We start from the raw sequence: 12,875 nt of genomic DNA on the forward strand, positions 1-12,875 counted from the left end.
GTAAAACGGTGAGGACCTCAGGCGCCTAGAAGCGCAGGCGCGCACCAAAGAAAACGTTGCGGGCCGGGCCGTAGAGCGACGTACCGTCGCTCGTGATCAGGCGCGGGCCGGGACGGCCGAACTCCTCGAATTCCTGCCGCGTGTTGATCGTCGCCGTTTCGTAGGCCACGATGTTGTCGCGGTTGGTGAGGTTCGTGATGTCGACATAGACGTCGACCCCGTACCGGTTCTGGAACGTAAATCGTTTTTCGAGACGCAGGTCGAGCCGGTAGTTCGTCGGGCCGACGAGCAGTTCGCGGTCGCGCGGGTCGGCGTTGATCTCGCGCGGGTACAGGAAGCCGCTTTCGAGGCTGCCCGTGAGGCCGACCGAGATCTCGTACGGCAGCGCGGAGACCGAGCGCAGCACGAAACGGTGGGTGCGGTCGTAGCCGCCCGTCAGGGTCGAGGCGCCGCCGCGGACGTTCTGCGGGAAGTTCTTGTAGTCCACCGCATCGTCAAACGGCAGCGTGGTCTGCGTGCCGTCGGCGTCGATGAAGTCGCGCGTGTTGGCGCCGGCGATGATCGCCTGCTCCACCGCCGAGAACGTGTAGGACGCCGTCACGCCGAGCGTGACGTCCTCCGCCAGGCGCAGCGGGCGCCGGCGAAGCACCACCTCGATGCCCCGCACGTCGGCGTAGCCGAAGCTCGTGGCATACGTGTGCGGGCTGCCAACCAGCACCGGATCGCCGACCACCGGCGCGCGGTTCGTCGCCGTCAGCGTCGTCTGGCTGTAGTTCTTGATGCTGCGCATGTACGCGTTCACGTCCGCGCCCCAGCCTTCGGCAAACTCCCACTGGACGCCCACCTCGTAGTTGTTCGAGGTGATGGGGTCCTGCTCCGGATCCTGGTAGTTGAAGAACCGGTTGTTCGAGTGGTTGCCGTCGTAGAACTGGTACAGCGTCGTGTACGGCAGCAGCTGCTGCGTGCGCGCATACGAGAAGTACATCGCGCCGTTGGTCCCGATCGGGTGCGAAACGCCGATCGACGGGATGAAGAGGAAGTCCACCGGCACCTTCCCCTCGCGCCGGAAATTATTCCGGGCGAGCGTGCTCGAAAGCGACGGGTCGATGGAGGACACCACCGTCACCGTGTCGCTCTGGAACGGGTAGAACAGGTCGGCGATCTTCTCCATGTCGCGGTCGACGAGTTCGACGCGGAAGCCGAGGTTCACGATCAGGCCGGCATATTCCATGCGGTCGGACGCGTAGAAGGCCAGTTCGGTCGGGCTCCGTTTCCACTGCTGCGGGATAAACGGCTCCGCCGCCCCGTTCAGCTTGGCACCGGTCTGGTCGACGCCGTACACCTGGTCGTATTCGAACGTACGCATCTTGTACTCCGAACCGATCTGGATGAAGTGGTTCTTCGCGACCTGATTAGCGTAGTCGATCTTGATGCCGGTGTTGGTCTGGGTGGCGTCCTCCGAATACGGCTGCGGCTGCGCGGCTTTGTAGCGGCTGCCGCTCGGGAGGAACAGCTGCGTGTCGGAGAAGCCGTCGGAAATGTTCTCGTAGAACATCTTCGAGTGATCCGCCCCGGTGCCGATGTATTTCTGGATGTTCGCCGGATCGTGGAAGTCGATGAAGTCGCCGTCTTCGCCGAGTTCGGTGAAGCCGTCGCCGTCGTCGTCCACGTACCCGTACCGGGTGCGCTTGTAGGTGTTGTAGACCTGGACGTCGAGGAACGACTTCTCGGAAAGCAGCTGGGTCACCTTGATAGACCCGAGGTAGCTGCCGCCGTCGTTCTGCGTAACGCCTTCGAGGTAATAGCGCCAGAAGTCGAGGTAGCTGCGGTTATTCCAGTCGCCCCAGAGGCCGTTGTCTTCCACCATGCCGAGCGCGCTGATGCGCGTGTTTTCGCCCAGCGAATAGGTGGTCTTGATCTGGCCGTTGAGGCGCTTCCGGAATTCATTCGGCTGGAACCCGTTGGTCTGGAACCACTGGCCGGACGCCGTAAAGCCCCAGTTGTCGGTGATCGAGCCGCCGATCGAGAATCGGGCGTCCACTTCTGGATCCGCCGAGATCGGGTACTTGCCGTCCTGCCACGTAAAGAGGTCGGCGCTGGGCGAAGCCGCGTCGATCTTGGCCTGGCGTTCGGCGAAATAGGCGCCCGAATCGCGGTAGAAGTCGAGCGAATCCGGCCCCGGACGGTTGTACTGGGGCGTGTAGCGGAAGGACGCCGTGCCCCGGATGGGGCCGCGGCCTTCGCTGAGCGCCACGGTGACCACGCCGCCGGACGCCGCCGCATAGCGGGAATCCATCGCGCCGGTGTTGACCGTCACTTCGGATACGGCGTCGGGGTTGATGGAGAACAGGCTCGCGTTCGTTTCCGTCGACTTGTTCGTATTGCTGTACACCGCGCCGGCATACGCCGTATTGGTGCCGTTCGGCGCGATCGGGTTGAAGGCGTCGGAGATGTCGATGCCGTCGAGGATCGTCTTGGTCTCGTAGCGCCGGCTGCCCCGGATGAAGCCTTCGTAGGAGTTGGACGTGCGCGAAATCACGTCCTGCAGCGACGAAACGGGCAAGCGGGAGATTTCGTCGCTCGTGACGATGGCGCGCGACGTCGTCTGGTTCGCGTCGACCACCGGGCGTTCGGCTTCCACGACCACTTCGCCGGCCTCGACGACCTCCGTGCCGAGTTCGGTGTCGAGCGAGGTGGTACGACCCGAGGTGACGAGGATGCCGTCGATCACGCGGGTCGTGTAGCCGACGAACGAAAAGCGGATGCTATAGGTCGCCGGCGACAGGTTGAGGATGACGTAGCGGCCATCGACATCCGTGGTCGTGCCGCGGGTCGTGCCGTCGATGACGACCGTGACGCCGGGAAGTGGCGTCCCGGATTCCGCATCGGTGACGACGCCGGCCAGGCGCCCCGTTTGCGCCTGTACGGTTTCCGGCATCGCCGCCAGGGCCAGCAAAAACACCAGGGCCAGCGATGCGGCGAGGGGTGTAGCTCGATGTCTCATAGAATGGACCTCGTTGGTTGGGACAAAACTGAGGTGCGGGAAACGAGCCCATTCCGGGAATACACGCGGATTGAATGGGATACGGTTCCCTACAACACAATCACAGGAACACGCCCCCGAGCACATCGGAAATGCACGACATGAACGGGGGGCCGGCCACATAGCCGGCACGGTGTGTCTTCTTCTTCGTGGTGGGTACTGCGCCGCGCGATCTGAAAGAGTACGCGGCCTTCATGAACCCCGCGCATGGGGTTGATGCGCCTTAATTACAAACCATTGCACGCATAGTCAAGGCGCTATGGAAAGCCCTTCCAACCTGCTTTGTTAATTAGGTGTTAAGTACCGCAAAAATAACAGGTCTGGGTGTCCCTGAAGGCGTCAGGGCGCGAGCGGCTCGCGGCGGGTGAGGTCGAACAGCGTCAGCCGCTGCACATTATAAAAGGAGCTCCAGAAGTTGCGCAGGGTCTGGATGTACGAGCGGTTGGCGCCGTCCTTCTCGTTCTGGGCATTGAACAACTCGGTGATGTCGATATTTCCTACCAGATACCGGTTGCGCGCCACCTCGAAGCGCCGCGTCGCGATGGTGTCCGCCTGGGCGGCGACATCCACCTGCCGGCGCAGCAACTGGAGTTGCAGCGTCTCGAAATACACGGCCTGATCGATCTCTTCCCGCTGACGCATCCCCTCTTCCACCGCGCGCTGCTGCGCCGCCGCCGCCGACCGGATGCGCGCCCTGGACTGCCCCCATTGAAAGATGGGCACCTGAAACGACAGGTTGAACTGCTGGCGATCGAGCGGATCCACGTACACGCGGCTCAGATCGGGGCTGCTCTGGTTCAAACCGTAGCTGGCGGACATGTCGATGGAGAAGGCGTTGCGCCGTGCCTCCTCGAGCGCGCGCGCGGCCTCCATCTCCTGGAGGACCGTCTGCAACACCGCCGGCTGCCGCTGCCGCGCCTGCTCGACGGCCGCGTCCGGCGTGATGCCGATCTCCGGCAGCTCCTGCGGCGGCACGAGGTCGATCTCCACGTCGCCTTCCACGCGGAGCGCGATCTTCAACGCTTCCAGCGCGCGCTGATAGGTGATCTCGGCGTTGTCGAGCGCCGTCCGCGCGTTGATGAGCTGCAGCTCGCTCTGCAGCAGGTCGTTTTCGGCGATGCGGCCGATGTCGAAGCGGCCGCGCGACAGGACGTAGATGGTGTCGTTTACCGCGACGTTGAACGTGGCGATCGCGATGTTCTGCTGCGCCTCGAACACGTCGAAGTAACGGTTCGCCACATCCCACGCGATCGTGGCCATGTCTTCGGTGAACGCCCGCTCGGCCACGGCGAACCGCAACGGATCGAGCCGGCGCTGCCACTTGAGCGGGTTATACTGGAAGAGCGGCTGATCCAGGAAGAGCAGCAGCGGCGCGGCCTGCCACTGGCTCGATCCGAATCCGCCGGTCTGCGTGATCCGGCTCAGTCCCGATGAAATCGACAGGTTGCCGCCCGTCAGCGGGATCGGCTGGCGGACCGCCATCGACATCGAGGAAAACGTCCGCTCCTGCAGGATATAGCGGAGCGAGCCGTCGTCGAGGTCCAGGCTCGTCAGCGAACGCAGATACCCCGGCGCGTTGCCGTTGAGTGAGAGCGCCGGCAGCAGGCTCGCCCGCGCCGCGCGGTAATCCCATTCGGCGATATCCCGATCCAGCCGCGCCAGACGCGCATCCGGCCCCTGCCCCTGCCCCCGGGCGATCGCCTCGTCGAGCGTGAGCAACAGACGCTCCTGCGCCGCCGCCGGGAGGGACACGGCGGCCCCGATCACCATCAGAATCAATAAAAGACGACGCACCAAACTCACCCCTTTCGTGTTATCGATGTCGCTACGCGCCTGCACGGCGACGTTAAGAATCCGCTCCAAGAATCCGCTCCGCAAAAACCGCCTGTCCACTTATTCATGCCGCAGGGCGTCCACGGGATCGTGCTCCGCGGCGCGGCGGGCCGGCAGGAAGCCGAAGACGAGCCCGACGGTGACGGCGACGACAAACGCCAGCACGACGGAAAAAAACGATACGATGGTCTCGATGCCCGTCGTCTGCTGGATCGCGAAACTGATCGTGACGCCGACGAGGATGCCGATCACGCCGCCGGTAAAACTCAACGCCATCGCCTCGATCAAAAACTGCATGTGCACGTCCTGCCGCGTCGCTCCGAGCGACCGCCGGATGCCGATCTCCTTGATCCGCTCCATGACGGAGGCCAGCATGATGTTCATGATGCCGATGCCGCCCACCACCAGGCTGATCGACGCGATGGCCGCCAGCACGATATTGAAGAGGTTCTGGGTGCGCTGCTCCTGCTCGAGCAGCAGCTCGGGGATCGTCACCTCGTAGTCGACCACGCCGTAGTGCCGGCGCTCGAGCATCCGCGTGATGACCTCCGCCACGGGCTGGACGTATTCGGAGCCGGCGACGCCCACGACCAGGCGGTCCAGCTGGTGGTAGTTCGCCTCCGACGACGTGCGGCCGCGACGCGCATCCTGCTGCGCCTTCACGATCTCCTGGGACGTGACCTGCGCCCGGTTCTCAAACCGGAGCAGCATGGTCGTGATCGGCGTGTAGATGTCGAGGTCGTAGTTCCGGATGCCGAGCCGCTCGATGCTGCGCGCGTCGATGTTGCGGGCCTTTAGCACGCCGATCACCGTGAGCCACAGCTGCCCGCATTTGATCCGCTTCCCGATCGCCTCTTCCTTCGCAAAAAACTTGGTCTTCACATCCTGCCCGATGATCGCCACCGGCGCGTTGCTCCGCAGGTGCTCTTCGGTGAAAAAGCCGCCCTGCGCGAGCTCGAACCCGCTCGTGGTGAAATACGCATTTTCGACGCCGACCAGTTTGGTCGTCCGCCGGTAGCCGGGCCGCAGCGCCACGGTCTCCACGACGATCTCGGGGTTGACGGTCGCGATCTGGGGAATCAGTTCGCGGATGCTCGCGGCATCCACCAGCGTGAGCCCGGGTGAAAAGGGTTGTTTTTCGGTCAGATCCGCCTGCGCCTCCTCGTCTACCGGGCCCTCTTCCTGCTTCACCATCGGCGTTATAATGATGTTATTGGCGCCCAGCAGCCGGATCTGGTCCAGGATTTCCTGCCGCGCCCCGCTGCCGATCGCCAGCATCGCGATCACGGACCCGACGCCGAAGATGATGCCCAGCGACGTCAGCAGCGCGCGCAGCTTGTTGTACGCGATCGCTTCGATGGCGATGTTGAAGTTGTACGAAAGCTTCTCGAGCATTACGCGCCTCCCCCCTCGAGCCGGTCCAGGTCCAGCGTCTCGCCGCCATCCGGCGCCGAAAGCAGCAGCCGGTCCTCCGTCGTCAGGCCGGCCTCCACGATCACCTCGTTCTCGTTCAGCATCCCCAGCCGCACCTCCTGCCGGCGCGTCTGCGCGCCGTCTTTCACATAGACGAACGTGACGTCATCCGCCGTGTGGACGCACTCGAGGGGGATGTAGAGCGCCTCCGGGACGTCGGACACGACGATCGTATTGCTCGTCGTCATCGCCGGCCGCAGCGTGCTGTCCTTTTCGTTGATCACGATGGCCACCTCGAACACCTTCGCGTCCGAATTCGGGCGCTGCTCGCCGATGTTGGCGACGCTCTCGACAAAACCGGTCAGCTGTTTGTCGGCGTCCGCGTCGAGGGCGATGCTCACCGTCTGGCCGGCCTTCACTTTCTGGATGTCGACCTCGTTCACGTAGGTGATCGATTGCATCACGGTCAGATCCGGCAGCGTCGCCACCACCGGATTCCAGGAGCTGACCGTGCTGCCGATCCGCTTCTTCGTCCCGTCCCACTCGCGGTCGTAGATCACCATCCCGTTGTCCGGCGCCATCACCGTGAACTCGTTGGCGATGGACACGAGGTCGTCGTGCTGTTTCTGGTTCTTCGACAGCTCGGCCCCCACCTCCTGCATCTTGGCGATGGCCTGGTTCACCTGCGTCACATAGTTCTTTTTGGCCTGGGCGAACGAACGCTCCGCTTTTTCGAAGTTGATGTCCTCCTGCCGCTGCACGGAGGGCGGCTCGTACGCGGCCTGCTCCTTGCGCAGCTTGGCTTCCTCCATCGCATATTGGAGGTTGACCAGTTCGTCGCGGGCCTGGCTCAGCGTGAGCGCCGTGTCGAGCGACGTCTGCGTGTAGAGGCTCTGCGCCTTCTGGAGATCGATCTGCGCCGTCTGGATGTTGCTGTTCAGCTCCGACTTGTCGAGCTCCGCCACGAACTGCCCCTTCGTCACCACCGTCCCTTCGGGCACCAGCTGCAGGATCTTCATGTCGTAAATCCTCGCCTGCCTCGCCCGGCTGGGGCCGTAGATCGACACCGAGTTCTTGGCCCGCAACTCCCCGGTGGCCGTGACGGTCACCCGGAAAGGTCCGGAGGTGGGCTGGACCAGCAGTTCGGCGCGGGCTTCGTCCGGTCGGTCCAGCCAGAAGCCGGCGGCGACCAGAACCACCAGGGCCGCTATCGCGATGAGCGCGTTGCGTAAATTCATATCGTTTAAGAGCGCAAGAATGTTCAGGAGGTGCGTGCGGGGCTGCAGCCGCGCCGGCTTGGACGCCATTCCGGCCGGATTTCGGGAGCAGGTATGCCTCTTAACGCAAGGATTGCAATCGAGGTCCACTGCTAAATTCTTAGCATACTACGCCGGCCGCACAATGTCAATCGCCGCCGGGACTTCCCGGCACTTTACGTTTAACCGCCGGCGTCGTAGGTTCATGGATCTCTTTCACCTTTACGCCTACGCCATGTCTACATCGCTTCGGATCTCCCTCGCCGCGTGCTGCGCGGTTTTTCTCGCCCTCCCTGCCTCCGCCCAGTGGACGCCGCTCGACCGCGGCAGCGACAACATGGAAGTGCTCGGGCATATTCCGCTCGGACACCGCCTCAGCGTGGCGGACCTCGACATGGAGCAGGAACTCAGCCGGCCCTACGTCTATGTCTCCCGCATGGTGTACGGGGATGACGGCCCCAAAGGAACCGATATCATCAGCATCGCCGACCCCGGGCATCCGAAGGTCATCGCCACCTGGCGCATCGAGAATCAGGACCTCCACCTGCCCACCGGCGCAATGGACGTAAAATACTTCAAGTGGAACGGCCGCTACTACGTCGTCCAGTCGCTCCAGTTCGGCCAGGGCGGCCCGGACAACGACCTCGGCGCCGTGGTGCTCGACGTGACCGGCCTGCCCGATCCGAAAACGGTGAAGGAGGTGGCCCGCATCCGCGCCCCTGAAACGCCGGGCGGCTTCCACAACATCTTCATCTACAAACACTCGAACGGTCGCGTCTATCTGATGACGACGATCAACGGCCCCTTCGCGAACGTGTACGACCTCGGCCTCGTGGTCGAGGGCAAGGTCGACCAGGCGCTCGTCGCCCAGATTCCCAACCCGAAGGATCCGAACTTCGGGTACCACGACTTCTACGCCGGCTACCACATGGATACTGCTCAGGACCGGTTCTACGGCGGCGGCGGCGGCGGGTACTACATCTACAACATCTCCGACATCGAAAACCCCGAACTGCTGATCACGCTGACCGGCGTCGACGGCGTGGCGTGGGGCCATACCTTCACCCCGACGCCGGACGGGCGCTACGTCATCGGCGAGACGGAGTACCAGTACGCGCCGCTCCGGATCTTCGATCTCCAGCCGGCGCTGGAAGGCAAGGTCACGAACATCAGCCGGCCGATCGGGGCATGGACCGCCAACTGGAAAAACCTCGCGCACAACCACGAGGTGCGCTGGCCCTACGTCTTCGTCTCCGGCTACCTCGACGGCCTGCAGGTCTTCGAGATGTCCGACCCGACCAACCCGACCACCGTCGCCTACTACGACACGTACATCGGCCAACCGAATACCGACCGGTACCCCATGTTCAACGGCGCCTTCGGCATCGACGTGCGGAACGAGGACGGCCTGATCGTCGTCAGCGATATGAGCACGGGGTTCTGGACGTTCCGGATGGAAGGATTCCAGGGGTGGAACGGCAATAACTGGGGGATGCCCAACGTATCCAGCGTCCAGGATTTCGACCGCGGCCCCGCGGCCCAGTAAGGACACGATACTCGTGTCCCCACACCCGAGCCGACCGGCAACATGGTTCAGGTTCTGTCTGAAAAATCTTTCAGACAGCAACGTATCCCGAACGTGATTCAGGATCCAACGCTGTTCTGGAGGTTTTTTGGATGCTCCGGGACGACCCGAACGATTTTTCAGACTCGGTCTAGTACATGATAGGGATTCTGATGGCGCTGTCGTGGGCCGGCCTGCTGGCCCACGACGCGCCAACGCCATCCGGCTGCGCGATTGCGACGGACTATTACGCGATCGACCTCGTCTCCACGAAACGCGTCCCGGGCTCCGGCCTCGCCCGGGGCACCGTGCGGGTGGGGTTCGACGAAAGCCCCTTCGGCATCGCCGTAGCGGCGGACGGTAGCTACCGGCTCGACCTCGCCATCGCCATCGACAACCTCAAGCCGGCGACCTCCGGCCAGTACGTCGCCTGGGTCACGACGCCTGAGGTCGACCGCATCGCGCGCATCGGCCCCCTCGACGCCGACCATCGGCTCGCCGGCGAATCGCACTGGAACAAGTTCCTCGTCGTGATCACCCTCGAACCGGAGGGCGCCGCCGGCGACACCTGGCAGGGACCCATCGTGCTCCGCGGCCTCGCCCGCTCCGGCATGATGCATACGATGGCCGGCCACGGCGCCTTCGCCCGCGAACCCTGCGCCCGCTACGGGTACTGAGACGGTCCCGCGATACGGGACCCGTTTCAGACGGCAGGTTTCATGTTCGAGGTTGCCGGATGGGCCCGGGTCGCGCAGTACGTGACCCCTTCGTACTTGTTATTCATACACCCCGCTCGCACCATCTCGCTGTGAAAGGTTCTATCGCCCTGGCGCTCCTTTTCGCTGCCCTGCCGGCCCTCGGCCAGGACGCAGGCCACATGCACCACCACCCCGCGCCGGCCGAGGCCGACCCGGCCGTGTGGCGCATGCCGCCGATGGACATGAGCATGCCGATGATGCCGGGGCTCGACGACGAGCTTCCTCCCGTCAACCCGTTCCTGCCCGGCGGCGCCGGCATGGTCGGCATGTACCCCGAAGCCCGGCCGGCGACGGTGGTCGAAATGGCCGACGGCGACACGCTCCACCTCGAAGCCACGCTCGTGCGGCGGACCTTCAACGAAAAGGCCTTCGTGATGTACGGGTACAACGGCATGTACCCCGGCCCGCTCATCAAGGCGCCCCGGGGCGCAACCGTCATCGTCGAGTTCGAAAACCATATCGAGATGCCGACCACCGTGCACTGGCACGGCCTCCGGCTCGACAACCGGTTCGACGGCATCCCCGGCCTCACCCAGGCGCCCATCGCCTCCGGCGAGTCGTTCACCTATGAAGTCCACTTCCCCGACGCCGGCATCTACTGGTATCACCCCCACATTCGGGAAGACATCCAGCAGGACCTCGGCCTCTACGGCAACCTGCTCGTCGACCCCGGCGACCCGGGGTACTACAACCCGGTAAACCGCGAGGAAACGCTGATCCTGGACGACATCCTGATGGACGACGCCGGCATGATCGCCTGGGGCGACGTCGGCGCCACGCACGCCCTGATGGGTCGCTTCGGCAACGTGATGCTCCTCAACGGACGGACCGACTACCGGATGGACGTCCAGCGTGGCGACGTGGTGCGCTTTTTTCTCACCAACGTTGCCAACTCGCGCACCTTCAACGTGGTCTTCGGCGGCGCGCCGATCAAACTGGTGGGGTCGGACGTGAGCAAATACGAGCGCGAGGTGCGGGTGCCGAGCGTGCCCATCGCGCCGGCGGAGCGCTATATCGCCGAGGTGCTCTTCGACCGGCCGGGCGACTACGCCATCACCAACACCATCCAGGCGATCGACCACTTCCGGGGCGAGTTCTACCCCCGGGTCGACACGCTGGGGATCGTCCGCGTCAGCGACCAGGGCACCACGGCCAGCCACGCGCCGGCCTTCGAGCGCCTCCGCGAAAACCGGGATGTCGAGGCCGACATCGAAACGTACCGCCCCTATTTCAGCCGGCCGCCCGATCACGAGCTCGAACTGACGCTCACCACGAAGGACCTGCCGCTGCCCATCGTCGTCTCGATGGAGATCGACACGCTCTACGTGCCGCCGGTCGAGTGGAACGACGCCATGCCCATGATGAACTGGCTATCCACCAGCCGGCAGGTGAAATGGATCCTGCGCGACCGCCAGACCGGCCGCGAAAACATGGACATCCGGTGGGATTTCAAACAGGGGGATGTCGCCAAGATCCGCCTCTTCAACAACCCGAAGTCGTTCCACCCGATGCATCACCCCTTCCACATCCACGGGCAGCGCTACCTGGTGCTCGCGATCGACGGGGTGGAAAACCGGAACTTCGTCTGGAAAGACACCGCCATCATCCCGGTCGGGTCGACGATCGATCTGCTGGTGGACATGTCCAATCCGGGCGACTGGATGATGCACTGCCACATCGCGGAGCATCTCGAATCGGGGATGATGCTCTCGTTCAGCGTCCGCTAGCTGGCCGAACGCTCAGTCCGCCGGATCGAACACCAGCCCGATGGTCTCCAGCCCGACGCGATCCAGGGTGCCGTAGAAACCCCGGATCCGGCCGCCCTCGGCGCCCGGGTCTTTGTTGAGCCGCAGATCGAAGCGGGTATCCCCTCCTCCTCCGCCATACACGGGCGTCACGCTGCCGTCGTCGAACACGAGTTGGAAAGAGTCGACATACCAGCCGGTCGCGCCGGAGATGCCCAGCAGCGACACGCCGGCCGGCACCTCGTACCAGTCCTGCCAGTTGCCGTCATCGTGGCCGAACACCCGCTCCTCTACAGCGCCGGCTTGCGTCTGGAACCGGCATCGCACGCCGCGCAGCAGCCGGGGTTTTTCGCCGATGTTGACCTGGATCGCCTGGAGGACGCTCCCCGCCGGCACGCACTCCTGCTCGATGACCTCGCCCTCCCGCCCGTGAACGCCCCCGAGCAGCGCCGAATAATGGATTTCGCCGGGGCCAGGCCGGCGCATGAAGCGGTTGTCGAGCGTGGCGGTCGTTTCTGTCGAACAGCCGGCCACGAGGCTCAGGCCGGCAACGAGTAGAGCCAGGGATCGACGCATGGTGTGTCGGATGAATGGCATGAATGGCAGAATGAGGCTACGACGAGACGGATCACCGAACGCGCCCGTGTGATGCCGGGCTATACGCCATATCGGTTGCAATGCTCCCTTCCAAAAGCCGTACGACGGCCGTCTGGCCCCGTGCGTCCGAAACGCGCGGACGGACCGCGTGCCGAGGGTTCTGCTTACGGTTCGTTACGTCCGCGCGCGCGCCCGAAGCGCTCCCCGCCCCGATCGTCAATCGTTCTTCGCGCCGGCCTCGATCCATTCGCGCACGGCCTGTATCACGTCGTCCGACAGCGGTTCACGGCCGAGCGGCATCCGAAACGTGCCGGCTTTGACGAGCGCGCTGCCCTCGATCTTCGCCACGAGATAGCTGTTATCCGGATCGCCGGGTTTGACCAGCATCAGATCGGGCGACTCCACGCTCGGGACATTTACGATGTTGGCGTGCGAAAGGCCCTCGCTCAGGTCGAGGCCCATGATCGCGTTCGCGCCGGCGTGACAGCCCTGCACGGCACAGCTCACGGAAAACACGGAGGTCTGGATATCCGCCAGCGCCGGCGCCTGCGGCAACGGCTCGGGTTCGAACGGCTGGGCGTGCTCGCAGCGCAGCGACACGAGGGCAAGCAGGACGATGGGGACGAATCTATACCGTTTCATGACGTTCTATTGACGATCGTATTA

The 12,875-nt window shown here is 64.1% G+C and carries 9 protein-coding genes; 3 read left to right on the forward strand and 6 right to left on the reverse strand.

Features of this window, described 5'->3' with window-relative positions; genetic code table 11:
- Nucleotides 1-25: 25 nt before the first annotated feature.
- The 4 genes from R2834_01860 to R2834_01875 form a co-directional block, all read right to left on the reverse strand.
- Nucleotides 26-3,004 (reverse strand): TonB-dependent receptor, encoded by a 2,979-nt coding sequence (locus R2834_01860; GenBank protein MEZ4699048.1) that lies wholly within the window; start codon nt 3,002-3,004, stop codon nt 26-28.
- Nucleotides 3,005-3,382: 378 nt separating this feature from the next.
- Nucleotides 3,383-4,906, reverse strand: coding sequence for a TolC family protein (locus R2834_01865; protein MEZ4699049.1), 1,524 nt, complete (start codon nt 4,904-4,906; stop codon nt 3,383-3,385).
- 30 nt (nt 4,907-4,936) lie between these two features.
- Nucleotides 4,937-6,271, reverse strand: a complete 1,335-nt coding sequence (locus R2834_01870; protein MEZ4699050.1) for an ABC transporter permease — start codon at nt 6,269-6,271, stop codon at nt 4,937-4,939.
- Nucleotides 6,271-7,527 carry an HlyD family efflux transporter periplasmic adaptor subunit gene (locus R2834_01875; GenBank protein ID MEZ4699051.1) on the reverse strand — a complete coding sequence of 419 codons (1,257 nt, stop codon included), beginning with the start codon at nt 7,525-7,527 and terminating at the stop codon, nt 6,271-6,273. Before R2834_01875 ends, R2834_01870 begins: the two co-directional genes overlap by 1 nt.
- A gap of 253 nt (nt 7,528-7,780) precedes the next feature.
- On the opposite strand from R2834_01875, the gene R2834_01880 reads away from it, so the two are divergent.
- The 3 genes from R2834_01880 to R2834_01890 all read left to right on the forward strand — a co-directional run bounded on the left by R2834_01880 (nt 7,781) and on the right by R2834_01890 (nt 11,594).
- Nucleotides 7,781-9,091, forward strand: a complete 1,311-nt coding sequence (locus tag R2834_01880; protein MEZ4699052.1) for a hypothetical protein — start codon at nt 7,781-7,783, stop codon at nt 9,089-9,091.
- Nucleotides 9,092-9,267: 176 nt separating this feature from the next.
- Nucleotides 9,268-9,786 (forward strand): hypothetical protein, encoded by a 519-nt coding sequence (locus R2834_01885; protein MEZ4699053.1) that lies wholly within the window; start codon nt 9,268-9,270, stop codon nt 9,784-9,786.
- A 131-nt stretch (nt 9,787-9,917) separates the two neighbouring features.
- Nucleotides 9,918-11,594: a multicopper oxidase family protein gene (locus R2834_01890; protein MEZ4699054.1), complete on the forward strand. Its 1,677-nt coding sequence runs from the start codon at nt 9,918-9,920 to the stop codon at nt 11,592-11,594.
- Nucleotides 11,595-11,606: 12 nt separating this feature from the next.
- Here R2834_01890 and R2834_01895 read toward each other — a convergent pair whose 3' ends face one another.
- Nucleotides 11,607-12,188: a hypothetical protein gene (locus R2834_01895; GenBank protein ID MEZ4699055.1), complete on the reverse strand. Its 582-nt coding sequence runs from the start codon at nt 12,186-12,188 to the stop codon at nt 11,607-11,609.
- Between the two features lie 237 nt (nt 12,189-12,425).
- Nucleotides 12,426-12,851 carry a hypothetical protein gene (locus R2834_01900; protein MEZ4699056.1) on the reverse strand — a complete coding sequence of 142 codons (426 nt, stop codon included), beginning with the start codon at nt 12,849-12,851 and terminating at the stop codon, nt 12,426-12,428.
- Nucleotides 12,852-12,875: the final 24 nt, after the last annotated feature.

The organism is Rhodothermales bacterium, from assembly GCA_041391505.1.
GTDB lineage: Bacteria > Bacteroidota > Rhodothermia > Rhodothermales > JAHQVL01 > JAWKNW01.